Here is a 14746-nt window from a genome sequence, read left to right as displayed (position 1 = left end):
AAAAGTGCGTGTTTCGTGGCTTGGAAAACCTCGCGCGGCAAGGCGTTTGACATCCGTGGGTAAGACAGATCCGCGCATTGCGGTGCTGATGGGCACGATGGACGGCGCCGCCTTCATCGACGAGCAGATCCGATCGCTGCACGCGCAGTCGCATCCGCTGATCGATCTCTGGATATCCGACGACGGCTCCGCCGATGGCACGCTTGCCATCATCGAAGCCTGGAAGCCCCGCTGGACAAAGGGCCGGGTCACATTGGTCGATGGGCCACGAAAAGGCTTTGCCGCCAACTTCCGGTCGATGATCCTCGATCCCCGCATTGACGCCGATTGCTACGCCTTCAGCGATCAGGATGATGTCTGGGAGCCCGACAGGCTTGAAAGCGCCCTTGGCTGGATGCAGGCATTCGACACTGACATTGCGCTGATGAGCTGCTCGCGAACCGCGACCATGACCGAAACCGGCAGGCTGGTTGGCCATTCGCCGCTGTTTAGCCGTCCGCCGTCGTTCCGCAACGCGCTGGTGCAGAGCATCGCCGGCGGCAACACCATGCTGCTCAACCGCGCGGCGCGCGACCTGTTGGCCAGGGCCTCCGCGCACACCGGCTTCGTCAGCCACGATTGGTGGGCTTACCTGATCGTCACCGGTGCGGGCGGCGTCGTCCGCTACGATCCGCGGCCCTTGGTACGCTACCGCCAGCATGCGGCAAATCTGGTGGGCGCCAACGCATCGTGGCAGGCTCGGATTTCGCGGCTCGGTCGCCTGTTCAAGGGCCAGTTCGCGGACTGGACCGATGTCAATCTTGCCGGGCTTGCTGTCAATCGCGATCTCCTGACCCAGGATGCGCTGGCGTGCCTCGACCTGTTCGCAAACGGCAGGCGCGGCGGCCTTTTCCAACGCCTGGGCGCCCTGCGCAAGAGCGGCGTCTATCGACAGACTTTTGCGGGGACCCTTGGGCTTTATCTCGCCTTTGCCCTGGGGCGTATCTGAATATCGGCGACCGCGTGGCGTGCTTGGTCAGGACGCGACCTCATGCTACGCCGCCCGGATGGATGGGCTGTGTCGCGGTTGCCGCGTAAGCCCTGGCAGGGAGCCCATCGGCCACTCATGAAGACAGCCAAGAAAATCTTCGATCTCGCCGGTGCGGCCGTGCTGCTGGTGGCAACCTCTCCCATTCTATTGCTCGCCATTCTTGCCGTCCGGATATCGTCGCCTGGCCCGGTGATTTTTTCGCAAACGCGGGTTGGCCGGGAAGGGGCGCTCTTTCGCTGCCACAAACTAAGGACGATGTACCAGGGAACGCCATCCTTGCCCTCGCATGAAACACCCGTGAGCGCCGTGACTTCGGTTGGAAAGGGCTTGCGGAAATTCAAGCTCGACGAGTTGCCGCAACTCTGGAATGTCCTGCGCGGCGAAATGAGCCTGGTCGGGCCGCGACCCTGCCTGCCGACCCAGACGGAATTGATTGAGTGCCGCGGGCGGTTGGGTGTTTTGCAGGCTCTGCCGGGGATGACAGGCTTGGCCCAGATCAGGGGCATCGACATGTCGAACCCGCAACTACTGGCCGAAACCGATGCCACCTATCTCAGGACCGCGTCCTTCTGGCTCGACCTTCGGATTCTGTTTGGAACACTTTATCGCGGCTGAGCAGCCCCGAATTAAAGGCGGAAACCGGTCTTGGATCAGGTCAAACAGGAAGTCCGGGCTCCCGGAGCCGCGCTATTTCGGTCAGCCGCTCCAGCGTCTCGGTTTCTGGCGCCCAGCCTTCCGAGGCAAGCAGGGAAGGGTCGCAAATCTGTGTCGCGGTCAGGCTGTCCCAGAACCTTCGCTTGCCAAGCAGAATGGCGGCTGCCCGCATCGGTCCGGCCGGCATTGTCACCAGTCGCGCCGGCCTGTCGAACCCAAGGCGAAAGGCACCGATGATGGTGGCGACGGAAACCGGCGGCACGTCGCTGGCGGTGTAGACCGGACGAAGTGGCTGCTGATGGCAAAGCAGATGCCACACGGCCCGTGCCGCCGATTGCGATGACAGCAGTGAGCGGTTTGCCGTCAGTGCACCCGTCGGCATCGGCAGAGCCGTGTCGGCGAGCCGCATCAGCGTCGCCAGGTTTCCTTTCATGCCGATCCCGTAGACCGGAGGCAGGCGCAATATGACGGCATCGGACCGGCCATGCGAAGCATAGGCGCCCAGCACGGCAATTTCCGCTTCGCGTTTGGAGCGTCCGTAGGCGTCTTGCGGCTCGGGGACCGTTTCTTCGTCGATCATTGCGCTGGCACCCGCGCCGATCACGGCCCGGATCGAGGATAGATGGATAAACCGTCCGCTTGCCTGAGCGGCGGCGGCATGCGCCAGCCGTGCGCTCAATTGCGCATTGGCTGCTCGAAAGTCGGCTTCGGTAGCATTGCCCCGGTCATTGTTCAGACCCGCGCAATGGATGACATCCGTAACATCCCTGGTCAGCGCCAGGAAGGCGGCGGCCGACGCATCGAAGCCGGGCATCGGTATTGCGTCGGAACCCGGATCAAGTCGCTCCGGTTGGCGCGAAGCGACGCGAAGCTCGACACCGGCCTCACGAAGTCGATGGACCACCTGGCGGCCGATGAAGCCCGTCGCGCCCGTAACCAGGACTTTCATTGTCTTTCCCACACCGTCTATCGGGCGGCTGGCGGAGGTGCCAGGCCTTCCACCCCTGATGGAGCGGTTTGGCCTTTCGCGGGTGGTACCGCGTCGGCCTCCACCCCTGATGGAACGGTTTGGCTCTCCATCAACGCAGCCTGGCGCCCGCAGGCAAGATACGTTCCCGACACCAGGAAGACCATGAAGACTGAATCCAGAATGTCATGACCGAGCAGGATTCCAGTCATTCCGGCGGTCAGGTAGGTGATGACGAGGGCGACAATCATGGTGGCGCCGAACCGCTCGATCGGATCGGCGCTGTTGCGCAGCACCAAAGCGGCGTTCCTGGCGGCGATCACGAAGATCGCCGCCAGCGTCAGCGCGCCCAGGAGCCCCGCTTGCACCAAGGCGGTCAGGAAGCCGTTGTGGAAATGATTGAACCCTGCGTCCAACCCGAACTGATCCTGAAAGCCCTGCTTGATCAAGAGATGGGTGGCACCCACCCCGTGTCCGAACAACGGCATCTCACGAAATGCCTTGAGGCCAATGTCCCAAAGGGCAACGCGCGCTCCCAAGGCTGTCGTATGGTCACCGTGGGCCATCGCAACCCAGTCGGAGTGCAGAAATGCGATACGTCCTGCTATCGTCTGGAAGCCGAAAGCCGCGATCGGAACCGCAATCGCGGCCAGCAGCAAAAGCAGGCGAACGGCACTTTTCCCTCTCAGCCCTCGCTGGTTGATCAGCAGAACGGCGACGCCGGCGATCAGCAGCGCCAGCCAGACAATGCGTGTACCGGAATAGACGATGGCGATCGTTCCGCCGAGCGCGGCGCAGATGAGGGCGATCCTGTATCTCTCTATGCCGGACAGGGCAGCAGCCACGCAGGTCACCACTGCAAGGCACAGGACCTCGGCGAAAACGATCGCATTCCCGGCCCCGCCCTCTGCGCGTATACCAAGCTGATACTGCTGGTAGACCGCAAGCAGCAGCGCGCCAAAACAGGCCGCCATGCTGGCCAGCACAATGATGCGGACGAGCATTGTCTTTTGCGAAATGCTCCAGGTTGAATAGGAGATGGGGAAAAGCAGAAAGGTGATCAGCGGCACAAGATGCCGTGCGTCCCCGACGATCGCGTGGTTGACGATGGACGCCAGGACATTGCTTGCGCAATAGGCATAGATCGCGATCGTCAGCGCCATCATCGCCCGGTCGACATTGAAGCGCCTTCTCTTCAAGGCGATCAACAGGACGGACCACAGTCCGCCGCCATTGAACACGAAGCTGACCGCGGATCCCAGGATCGGCGGGAAAAAAAAGCAAAGAATGGAGAAGTAGATATTGATCCGCGAAGGCGTGAATTGCTGCCTTATGGATGAAAGCCGGTTCAATTTTCGGCCCCGCTACTCCGGAGAAGTTTTATGCGCCACATACCTGTTGGTGAAATCGAATGTGCGCGCCTCGAAATTGCCCACCCTTGATGGCGCATCTGACCCGGTCCTAAAAGAGCGTATAGCGGCTGGGCCGCTGTTTCGATAGTGCGTGCGCATCGATTGCCGCTGAAGCCGGCGGTCGCGATCGGTCGACCCGGCTGCGGCGCGGGCGTGCGCTCATAGGCAATATTTTTCCTGCCTTTTCTCGGCTGGACGGCTTGCAAGCAGAAATTTCCGGGTTTTGGGACAGGTGTGGAAAATTTATTCTCGAACCGACCGCTGCCGGACTGGTCTTGCATTGTTCTGGACAGCGACGATCTGCTAGAACGCCCGCACGAAACACTTTGCTCAGAGGCGAAGCTTGAATCGGGCGTAAAAGGCCCGATGATTTAAACCAGGGTCTCTGTCGCGAGGCACGAGAGAACGCTTACAGTCCATGACCATTGCGCTGACGCATTTGCAGCGGCTTGAAGCCGAGTCCATTCACATATTCCGCGAGGTTGCGGCGGCCTTCACCAAGCCGGTCATGCTTTACTCCGTCGGCAAGGATTCGTCGGTGCTGATGCATCTGGCGATGAAGGCGTTCTATCCGGCCAAGCCGCCCTTTCCCTTTCTTCACGTCGACACCACCTGGAAATTTCGCGAGATGATCGCATTTCGCGATCAGATGGCGCAGAAGCTGGGTTTCGACCTTCTGGTTCATGTCAACGAAGACGGTGTGCGCGACAACATCAATCCGTTCGATCATGGTTCGAACACCCACACCCATGTGATGAAGACCGTCGCGTTGCGCCAGGCGCTCGACAAATACGGCTTCGACGCCGCCGTTGGCGGCCCCCGCCGCGACGAGGAAAAGTCGCGCGCGAAGGAGCGCATCTTCTCGTTCCGCAATGCCCAGCATGTGTGGGACCCGAAGAACCAGCGGCCTGAGATGTGGAAGATTTTCAACACGCGTATCGCGCAAGGGGAATCGATCCGCGTCTTCCCCTTGTCGAACTGGACCGAGCTCGACATCTGGCAGTACATTCTGCAGGAAAACATCCCGATCGTGCCGCTCTATTTCGCCAAACAGCGGCCGGTCGTCGAGCGCGATGGCATGTTGATCCTCAAGGACGACGAGCGCATGAAGCTGCGCCCCGGCGAAGTCGTGGAGAACCGGCTGGTGCGCTTCCGCACACTTGGCTGCTATCCGCTGACCGGGGCCATCGAATCCGACGCCGACACGCTCGAGGCCATCGTCGGCGAGATGCTGACGGCCCGCACCTCCGAACGGCAGGGTCGCCTGATCGACCGCGATGAAGCCGGCTCGATGGAAAAGAAGAAGCGCGAGGGGTATTTCTGACCATGCGCCACATCATGGCAAAGAGCCTCGCCCCTACGGACGGCGTCCGCGATTATCTGGCCGCGCAGGAGAAGAAGTCGCTGCTGCGCTTCCTGACTTGCGGTTCGGTGGATGACGGCAAGTCGACGTTGATCGGTCGCCTTTTATCCGACACCAAGCAGATTTTCGAGGACCAGCTCGCCGCGCTCGAGCGCGATTCGCGCAAGCACGGCACAACGGGCGACGACATCGACTTCGCGCTGCTGGTCGACGGCCTGGAGGCCGAGCGCGAGCAAGGCATCACCATCGACGTCGCCTACCGCTTCTTCGCCACGCCGAAGCGCAAGTTCATCGTCGCCGACACGCCCGGCCACGAGCAATATACCCGCAACATGGCGACAGGCGCATCGACCGCCGATCTGGCGATCGTGCTGATCGATGCCAGGCAGGGCGTGCTGCGCCAGACAAGGCGCCACTCGATCATCGCGTCGCTGCTCGGCATCCGTCACATCGTGCTGGCGGTCAACAAGATCGATCTTGTTGATTTTGACCAGGCGGTCTTCGACAGGATCGTCGAGGACTACCGGCAGTTTTCACGCGACCTCGGTTTCCAGACCGTCGCGCCGATCCCGATGTCGGCCCGCTACGGCGACAACGTCAGCGGCCGCTCCGAAAACACGCAATGGTATTCCGGCCCGACGCTGATCGAGCATCTCGAAACCGTCTCGGTAGACCAGGCCACAGCCGAACTGCCGTTCCGCTTTCCGGTTCAGTACGTCAATCGCCCCAATCTCGATTTTCGCGGTTTTGCCGGCACCATCGCGTCCGGAACGATCGCGCAAGGTGACGAGGTCGTCGTCGCCAAATCGGGCAAGTCCTCGCACGTCAAACGCATCGTCGCCTATGGCGGCGACCTCAAACAGGCGGTGGCCGGCCAGGCTGTAACGCTGGTCCTTGACGACGAGGTCGAGGTTTCCAGGGGCAACATGCTGGTTTCGCCGGCCGCCCGACCTCAGGTCGCGGACCAGTTCGCCGCCAACGTCGTCTGGTTCGACGAGCATGCGCTTCTGCCGGGCCGCTCCTATATCCTGCGCACCGAGACCGATCAGACCAGCGCCACCGTCACCGACTTGAAATACCGCATCAATGTCAACGACTTTGCCCATGAGGCGGCCAAGTCGCTTGAAATGAATGAAGTCGGCATCTGCAACATCTCGACGCGGGCGCCGATCGCCTTCGATCCGTTTGGCGAAAACCGTGCCACTGGCGCCTTTATCCTGATCGATCGCATCAGCAACGCCACCGTTGGCGCCGGCATGATCGTACATTCGCTGCGCCGCGCCGAAAACATCCATTGGCAATCGCTCGATGTCGGCAAGCGTTTGCGCGCCGACATGAAGAACCAGCGTCCCGCCGTGTTCTGGTTCACGGGGCTTTCGGGTTCCGGCAAGTCAACGATCGCCAACCTGTTCGAGAAGAAGCTGTTCGCCACCGGCCGCCATACCTATATTCTCGATGGTGACAATGTTCGTCACGGTCTCAATCGCGATCTTGGATTTACGGACGCCGACCGCGTCGAGAACATTCGCCGCGTCGCCGAAGTGGCCAAGCTGATGGCAGACGCCGGGCTGGTGGTCATCGTCTCCTTCATTTCGCCGTTCAGCGCCGAGCGGCGCATGGCCAGGGAATTGATGGCCGATGGCGAGTTCATCGAGGTGTTTGTCGACACGCCTTTCGAGGAATGCGCCAGGCGTGATCCAAAGGGCCTCTATGCTCGCGCGCTGAATGGCGAGATCAAGAATTTCACCGGTGTCGATTCGCCTTACGAGGCGCCGGAGAAACCGGAAATCCATCTGAAGACGCTCGGCAGATCGGCCGAAGAGATGGTAAATGCCCTGGAACACTGGCTGAACGAGCGTGACATTGCCGAAGACCAATATGACAATGGCGGCGGCATCTGACGACGTCTCGATGCTTGAAGTCTTCGAGCGGCTGGCGCTAGCGGCCGGGCGCGAAGTCATGCGCGTGTTCCACGCCGGCTGCGCCGTCCACCGCAAATCGGACTCCTCGCCAGTGACCGAGGCTGATCGCGAGAGCGAGAAGATCATTCTCGCGGGCCTGCGTGCCGCGTTCCCCGACATTCCCTGCGTGGCCGAGGAGGAAGCGGCCGCCGGTGTCATGCCGGGCGAACTTGGCGAGGCCTTCTTCCTTGTTGATCCACTCGACGGTACCAAGGAATTCGTCAACCGACGCACCGATTTCACCGTCAACATCGCCCTTGTCCGTCATGGCGTACCGGAAATCGGCGTCGTCTTCGCGCCATGCCGCGGCCGCTTCTTTTCCGGTTTGCCGGGCAGGGCGGAATCGCTTGAAATCGATGGTGAGTACAGGATCGTTTCTCGCCGGCCGATTTCGGCGAGAAACGCCGTGACGCCGCTGGCCGTGGTTGCCAGCCGCTCACACAATACGCCCGAAACCGAAGCCTATATTCGCGACCTCGGTGCCGCCGAGATCGTCTCGGTCGGTTCGTCGCTGAAATTCTGCCTTCTCGCCAATGCCGAGGCCGATCTCTATCCACGCTTCGGTCGCACCATGGAATGGGATACCGCGGCGGGTGACGCGGTGCTGCGTGCCGCCGGGGGCACGACGCGCACGCTGGACGGCAAGCCCTTGGCCTATGGCAAACGCAATCAGGCCGATGACGCGGATTTCGCCAACCCGCATTTCATTGCCAGCGGCAGGATTGCAACCGGGGAGCGTATCGAAAGTTGAGGTGAAAACCTCTGGTCTATGGCCTATCCTGTATCGACGTTCCCTGAGTCGGTAATTGAATGTCCTTTTTTCAGAAATGCCATGCCGTCATTTTGGGCGGCTTTCCGGTTTGGACCAGCAATCGTGATGAAATAATCCTCAGGATGTTGCTGGGCCTCTACGCCCTCGCTCCCGCCCTTTTCGTCTTCGTCGAAATGTCTCCGACGGTCCTGGCGCTGGTCGGGGGACTGATGGGCGCTCTTACCCTTTTGACCAAGGGAGTACGCTTTGGCAGGGCAACGATAGGCCTCGTCTTCGCTCTCGCTCTCCTGTCCGGCTTTGTTCTGTCGAGCGCCTTGTGGTCCGTCGACGCGAGCCGCTCTCTCTCGGCGGCGAAGGATGTGTTTGGCTACGCGGTCGCCGCCATACTGCTGGTTCATGGCATCCTCACGCTTTCAAGCGCTCAACGCGATCGGCTCGCGGGGGCCTCGCTGTTCGGCGTATTCATCGGCCTGGTGTCGGTGATGGGCTGGGAACTGTATTTTGCGTTCTTCACCGCGGATCCCCGATTTGTGGAAAATGTTTTCACCCTCCACAAGATCACGGTCTACGGAGCCTTTTTTGCCGTCATATTTCTTGCGCAGCCGAGGCTGGTCTGGAAAGGGCTTGCGGCTCTCTTTGCCGTCCTGACATTGCTCTACGGCCAATCGACCGGCGTCAATCTGGCGATTGTTGTCGTCGCGGTCATGTTTGTCATGCCCGCCAAATACCGCCACCACGCACTGGTCGGATTCTTCGCCGTCTATTTGTCTCTTGCCCTGATCGCCCCCTTCGTCATCTCGCCGCTGTTCGCCTACCTCAAAACAACGGGATGGCTGGCTTTCTATCCAGGCACGTTCGCCGCGCGCCTTGATCTTTGGCAGATGATCTCGCCCTCCATTGCGGACCAGCCGCTTCTCGGCCATGGCGCCAATACGATGAGAAACGCGGTGGGGGTTGTCGTGAACCCCACATATTATGCGCAGGTGGACCTCCCAAGCGCCCATAACATCGTATTCGATCTGTGGTACGAACTGGGAGCGCTGGGCATCATCGTGTATGGGGTGCTGCTGGCAGCGATCATAAGAGTGATCCGCCCTCTGAGCGGATCCTGCCATTTCATCGCCAGCAATTGCCTGATCATAGCCGTCGTCGAACTCTCGGTCGACCATCGGATCTGGTTGTCATGGGTGCTCGGCACCTTGGTATTCACAGCGAGCATCTGCATGGTGCAGTGCCGCTCCGTTACCGGACCGGGGACCGGTCACCGGACCACGAGACGCACTGCGACCCTCGCGGAATAACGGCGCGCGCGCGGCCGCCGCCCTATGCCGGTTCGGGAAACCCCGGCTGTCGGCGATTATTCGGCCGCGGCCTGCGCCGAGTTGGAGCCGATGTAGTTGCGGATTGTCTCGATGATCCGGTCTTGGTCGGCTTCGCTGAGATAGGGATGCATCGGCAGGCACAGGATCCGCTTCGGCAGGTCTTCCGAGACGGCAAGACCGGTCGGCGTGCGCGGGTAGTCGCGATAGGCGATCTGCTCATGCAGCGGCTTGACGTAGTAGATGACGGACGGAATGCCCTTTTCGCTCAAATACGCTTTGAGCCCGTCGCGTTTCGGCGTCTCGATCGCGTATTGCGCCCAGGCCGAGCGGCTGCCATCCAGGTTGCGGGCCGCGGTCACGATGTCGCCGAGGCCTTCAGCATAGCGCTGGGCTACCACTTGCCGCGCCACCATCTCTTCCTCGAGGATGGCGAGTTTCTCGATCAGGATTGCCGCCTGCAGCGTGTCGAGCCGTGAGTTGATGCCGACACGGACGTTGTCGTATTGCGTTTCGCCCTTGCCGTGGAAGGCAAAGGATCTCAACTGGTCGGCCAGAGCGTCATCATTGGTGAACATCGCGCCGCCGTCGCCATAGCAGCCGAGCGGCTTGGCCGGATAGAAGCTGGTCGAGCCGACATGGCCGAACGCGCCGCACATCCTGCCTTCGAGCGACCCACCCATCGACTGCGCGGCATCCTCGATCACCAACAGGCCTTCGCGATTGGCAATCGCCATGATCGCCTCATAGTCGGCGGCGAGGCCGAACAGGTCGACGGGAATGATCGCCTTCGGCTTCAGCCGGCCTTCTTTCTTGATCATCGCGATCGCCGCCTCGAGGCTGGCGATATCCACATTGTAGGTATTCGGATCGACATCGACGAAGACTGGTTCGGCCTTGGCCAGCGCCACCACCTCCGCCGTGGCGGCGAAGGTGAAGCTCGGCACGAACACCGCGTCGCCCGGGCCAATACCGGCCGCAAACAGCGGCAAAAGCAGCGCATCCGTGCCGTTGGCGCAGGCAACCACATGCTTGACGCCGATATAGGCGGCGAGCTTTTTCTCGAACTCGCCGACCTGGGGGCCAAGGATGTAGCGGCCGTCCTCGACGACATGGTCGATCGCGGCTTTCAGCCGGTCGCGGATACGTTCGCGCTGCGCGCCAAGATCGATGAACTGCATGTCGGCCTCAATGCCTGCCAATAACCGGCCCGCTGGTATCAGACTTGGCGCGGCTGAAAAAGCCGGCCGCGGACCGGGCGCATAGTGCAAGTGTCGCAGCCCGTTACCGTGCTTTGCCGGCGTATTGCCCCAAAAAGCCGGGAAACCGGGCTTGGCGGTACAATACAAGCCTCTTTTATCGCGGTTTTCCAGCGCATGGAAACATAAAGTGATCGCGCCGGAGGGCCGATCAGCCGATCTCGTGCCGCCAGGGGGGATTGGCGCCGGCTCGTGACACCGTCACCGCCGCCGCCTTGGCGCCGAGCGCCAATGCTTTGCGGATAGCGTCTTCGGACAGGGTGGAAATAGCCGTCTTCGTCAGCAGGCCTTGCTCATGCAGGGAGGCAAGGATGCCGGCGTTGAACGTGTCTCCGGCGCCGACGGTGTCGACCACCTTCACTGTCTCCGGCATGACGGTGACCCGGTGCTGCTTGCTGTAGCCAACGGCACCCTCGCTGCCATGCGTGACGACGATCAGTTTCGGGCCACGGTCGAGCCAATTGCGCACGACATCCTCGTGCGATCCGGCCTCGTCGAACCAGTTGAGGTCTTCGTCCGACAATTTGACGATGTCGGCCATGGCCATCATCTCCCTGATGCGCCTGAGGTGCTTGGCCTTGTCGGGGATGAAGTTCGGCCGGATGTTGGGATCGAGCATCATCACGCGAGCCTCGTGCTCACGCCGCATGAATTCCTCATAGGCCGATCCCGCCGGCTCCGAGATCAGGCTGATGGCGCCGAACAGCATCGCCTCGATCTCGCCGCCCAGTTGCGGCAGGTCCTCGATGGTCAGCATGCGACCGGCCGTGTTCTCGTCATAGAAGGTGTAGGTGGCCTGGCCGTTGTTCAGCCGCACGAAGGCCAGCGTCGTCGGCCGGGGCGAGGTGTGCGCGTAGGTCGAGCTGACCTTGCTCGCCCCCAGCGCATCGCGGAACTGGCCGCCGAACAGGTCCGACGACAGGCCCGAGAAGAAGCCGGCCGGCGCGCCGAGGCGGCCGAGCGCGATCGCGCTGTTGAAGACAGCGCCGCCGACATAAGGAGCGAAGGCCGGCTCATCCTGCGTGGTGGTGCGCGGCAGCATGTCGATCAGGGCTTCGCCGCAGCAGAGGATCATGGCTTCCTGGTCTCCGGCGGATAGATCACGCCCTTGCGGATGATGATGTTGGCGTAAAGCCGCGGCTCGCTTGTCGCGACGATGGCATGCGCCGATTTGACCCGTGCATAGAAGTCGGCGCCGGCCAGTGCAACCACCTTGCGTCCCGGCGCGCGTTTGGCGCAGATCGCCTCCATTTCACGATGGACAGGGTCGGCAAGCGACGGATCGCCTTTCACCGAGGCGCGAAACAGCGCCTCCGGCACGACATCGTCGACCGGAAGCAGCGTCAGTATCGCGTCGAGTACGGGAATGAGGGCATGGCCGTCGGTCCGGATGAGGCGTCTTGCCTGCTCCTGCGCCGGGTAGTTCCCGTCGACCAGGGCAATCTCGTCGCCATGGCCCATGGCCCGCAAAGTCGCCAGAAGCTCCGGACCAAGCAGCGCCGGGATGCCGATCAGCATTCAGGCGCTCCTGGCGATCGTCGTCGAACCGATGAGGAAGCGTTCGGAAAGCGGCAGGCTTGCGCCGCCGAGTGCCCGCGCATGGATGCCCACGCTCCCCTCGCGAACGGCCGGAAGTTTCAAGCCTTCGCCGTCGATCGCGTCGATTGCCGTCACGACCGCCTCGACCAGCCTTTGGCGTACGGCCTTCGGCATCCAGCCGTCGATGACCGCGGCCTCGAAATCGATGACCGAGGACGCCGCGACGATGGCGTAGGCGAGCGCCTGCGAGGCGCTGGCGATCCACGCGTCGAGTTCGGCGCCGATCTCTCCCCAATCCTCGGGTGAGGTCCACAGATAGGAAGCCTCGACGCCACGCGCATTGAGCGCTTTTTCCAGCATGGCGATCGAGGCCACGTCGATCAGCTGGGTCGGTTTTCCATCCGGCCCGGGCACGGGCATGGAGCCGAGCGCGCCGGCATTGCCGGTCGGGCCGCCGAAGAGCCGGCCATTGAGCACGATGCCGCCGCCGGCAAAGGCGCCGATGTAGAAATAGACGAAGTCACGCGCCGCGCCCGTCTGGCCGAAGACCAGTTCGGCGCCGCAGGCGGAGGTGGCATCGTTCTGCAGATAGACCGGAAAATCGCACTGCGCCTGGATATCGGCCCTGATGTCGCGATGGCGCCATTCGTCCATGACCTCGCGCGGCGCGCCGGCGGTGTCGGCCCAGTTCCAGAGTTCGAACGGCATGGCGATGCCAAGTCCGGCAATGCGCTTGTCCTGCGCCGGAGTCAGCGCGCCGCGCATCGTCTTCATGCCTGCCGTGACGAAGTCGACCGTCTCGCGCGGGGCAGGGTAGCGGTAGGAGTGCTGCAGCATCGAGCGCACATTGCCGAGAAAGTCGATCAGCACGAGTTCGGCGCTGCGGCGGCCGATCTTGAGGCCGATGAAGAAGGCGCCTTCGGGATTGAGCGCCATGGGGATCGAGGGCTGGCCGATCTTGCCGCGCAACGGCGCCTGGCGCACGAGCAGGCTTTCTTCCTCCAGCTCGCGCATGATGACGGACACCGTCTGCGCCGAAAGTCCGGTCATGCGGGCGATGTCGGACTTTGCCAGACTGCCATGCTGGCGCACCAGCGAAAGCACCAGGCGCTCATTGTGGTCGCGCATGCCGCTCTGGTTGGTGCCGCGGTGAATAAGGCTCTCATTCGCTTCGGGCGAACCTTGCCTCGCAGTGGCGGTCTCCACCCTGTTCCTCCCGTCGTTTCCCCTCAATGCTTTTGGGCCAGAATGAGTGAAGGGCGCAAGGCTGTCAATAATAAATAAGAGTGATTTAATTATTGACAGGAGGCTTTGTCTGGTGTTTTTTGATCGGGCATCCGCGCTGGGAGAAGTCGCCTGGATGCCGTGCGGGTGCCGGTTGGCCGGCATTCGAGAGTGTTCCACTGGGAGGAAATCGTGACCAATACAAAACTGTTGAAGTCCACCGTTTTCGCGGCGGCCGCGCTGGGTCTGATGGCGTTCGCTTCGTCCGCGTCCGCCGCCGGCGTCGGCGCCTGCCTGATCACCAAGACCGACACCAATCCTTTCTTCGTCAAGATGAAGGAGGGTGCGACCGCCAAGGCCAAGGAACTTGGCGTCGATCTCAAGACCTATGCTGGCAAGATCGACGGTGACAGCGAGAGCCAGGTAGCCGCGATCGAAAGCTGCATCGCCGACGGTGCGAAGGGCATTCTGATCACCGCGTCCGACACCAAGGGCATCGTGCCGACGGTGAAGAAGGCGCGCGACGCTGGCCTGCTGGTGATTGCGCTCGACACGCCGCTCGATCCGATCGATGCCGCCGACGCGACCTTCGCCACCGACAATCTGGAGGCCGGCAAGCTGATCGGCGCCTGGGCCGCCGCCACGCTGGGCGACAAGGCCAAGGACGCCAAGATCGGCTTCCTCGACCTCACCCCCTCGCAGCCGACGGTCGACGTGTTGCGCGACCAGGGCTTCATGATGGGCTACGGCATCGACGTGAAGGACCCCAACAAGATCGGCGATGAGACCGATCCGCGCATCGTCGGCCACGACGTGACGAACGGCAATGAAGAAGGCGGCCGCAAGGCGATGGAAAACCTTCTGCAGAAGGACAACACCATCAACGTCATCCACACCATCAACGAGCCGGCCGCGGTCGGCGCCTATCAGGCGCTCAAGGCCGTCGGCCTTGAAAAGCAGGTGCTGATCGTCTCGGTCGACGGCGGTTGCCCCGGCGTGAAATCGGTCGCCGAAGGCGTCATCGGCGCCACCTCGCAGCAATATCCGCTGCAGATGGCCGCGCTTGGCATCGAGGCGATCGCCGCTTTCGCCAAGGACGGCACCAAGCCGAAGCCGACCGAGGGCAAGAACTTCTTCGACACCGGCGTCAACCTCGTCACCGACAAGCCGGCCACGGGCGTCAAGTCCATCGACACCAAGGAAGGCCTCGCCAAGTGCTGGGGCTGATGCTGGTCTGACCGGCAAC

General features: G+C 62.0%; 13 protein-coding genes. 7 read left to right on the top strand and 6 right to left on the bottom strand.

The features are described 5' to 3' along the window. The first annotated feature begins 55 nt into the window (after positions 1–55). Positions 56–988 carry a glycosyltransferase family 2 protein gene (locus tag LB569_RS26210; RefSeq protein ID WP_224694653.1) on the top strand — a complete coding sequence of 311 codons (933 nt, stop codon included), beginning with the start codon at positions 56–58 and terminating at the stop codon, positions 986–988. 117 nt (positions 989–1105) lie between these two features. After that, positions 1106–1645: a sugar transferase gene (locus tag LB569_RS26205; RefSeq protein ID WP_224694652.1), complete on the top strand. Its 540-nt coding sequence runs from the start codon at positions 1106–1108 to the stop codon at positions 1643–1645. A gap of 40 nt (positions 1646–1685) precedes the next feature. On the opposite strand, the gene LB569_RS26200 is transcribed toward LB569_RS26205, so the two are convergent. Both LB569_RS26200 and LB569_RS26195 read right to left on the bottom strand, forming a co-directional pair. After that, positions 1686–2633, bottom strand: a complete 948-nt coding sequence (locus LB569_RS26200; protein WP_224694651.1) for an NAD-dependent epimerase/dehydratase family protein — start codon at positions 2631–2633, stop codon at positions 1686–1688. A gap of 17 nt (positions 2634–2650) precedes the next feature. Then, positions 2651–4003, bottom strand: a complete 1353-nt coding sequence (locus tag LB569_RS26195) for an O-antigen ligase family protein (protein ID WP_224694650.1) — start codon at positions 4001–4003, stop codon at positions 2651–2653. Between the two features lie 478 nt (positions 4004–4481). On the opposite strand from LB569_RS26195, the gene cysD reads away from it, so the two are divergent. From cysD to LB569_RS26175, 4 genes are read left to right on the top strand one after another with little or no spacing between them, the layout of a single operon-like run. Further along, complete coding sequence (gene cysD, locus LB569_RS26190) at positions 4482–5387, top strand: sulfate adenylyltransferase subunit CysD (protein WP_224694649.1); 906 nt, start codon at positions 4482–4484, stop codon at positions 5385–5387. A 2-nt stretch (positions 5388–5389) separates the two neighbouring features. After that, a complete protein-coding gene (cysN, locus tag LB569_RS26185) occupies positions 5390–7327 on the top strand; it encodes a sulfate adenylyltransferase subunit CysN (protein ID WP_224694648.1) in 1938 nt (645 codons plus the stop codon). Between the two features lie 10 nt (positions 7328–7337). Beyond that, on the top strand, positions 7338–8138 hold the full coding sequence (gene cysQ / locus LB569_RS26180) for a 3'(2'),5'-bisphosphate nucleotidase CysQ (RefSeq protein ID WP_224694694.1): 801 nt from the start codon (positions 7338–7340) through the stop codon (positions 8136–8138). 59 nt (positions 8139–8197) lie between these two features. Continuing rightward, a complete protein-coding gene (locus LB569_RS26175) occupies positions 8198–9460 on the top strand; it encodes an O-antigen ligase family protein (protein WP_224694647.1) in 1263 nt (420 codons plus the stop codon). Between the two features lie 56 nt (positions 9461–9516). On the opposite strand, the gene LB569_RS26170 is transcribed toward LB569_RS26175, so the two are convergent. From LB569_RS26170 to LB569_RS26155, 4 genes are all read right to left on the bottom strand, one after another. After that, on the bottom strand, positions 9517–10659 hold the full coding sequence (locus LB569_RS26170) for a DegT/DnrJ/EryC1/StrS family aminotransferase (RefSeq protein WP_224694646.1): 1143 nt from the start codon (positions 10657–10659) through the stop codon (positions 9517–9519). A gap of 229 nt (positions 10660–10888) precedes the next feature. Next, entirely contained in the window at positions 10889–11812 is a 924-nt protein-coding gene (locus LB569_RS26165) for a carbohydrate kinase family protein (RefSeq protein WP_224694645.1), read from the bottom strand. After that, on the bottom strand, positions 11809–12255 hold the full coding sequence (locus LB569_RS26160) for an RbsD/FucU family protein (RefSeq protein ID WP_140710786.1): 447 nt from the start codon (positions 12253–12255) through the stop codon (positions 11809–11811). The genes LB569_RS26165 and LB569_RS26160 overlap by 4 nt, the downstream gene beginning before the upstream one ends. Beyond that, the gene (locus LB569_RS26155; RefSeq protein WP_224694644.1) at positions 12256–13482 is read right to left on the bottom strand and encodes an ROK family protein; all 1227 of its coding nucleotides are present in this window, start codon (positions 13480–13482) and stop codon (positions 12256–12258) included. A 267-nt stretch (positions 13483–13749) separates the two neighbouring features. Here LB569_RS26155 and LB569_RS26150 point away from each other — a divergent pair, with 267 nt between their 5' ends. Next, the gene (locus tag LB569_RS26150) at positions 13750–14727 is read left to right on the top strand and encodes a sugar ABC transporter substrate-binding protein (RefSeq protein ID WP_224540954.1); all 978 of its coding nucleotides are present in this window, start codon (positions 13750–13752) and stop codon (positions 14725–14727) included. The last annotated feature ends 19 nt before the right edge of the window (positions 14728–14746 follow it).

It is taken from the genome of Mesorhizobium sp. BH1-1-4, from assembly GCF_020165665.1.
Lineage (GTDB): Bacteria > Pseudomonadota > Alphaproteobacteria > Rhizobiales > Rhizobiaceae > Mesorhizobium.
The sequence above is the reverse complement of the archived record's forward strand: the minus strand, read 5'-3'. Positions and strand labels throughout refer to the sequence as shown.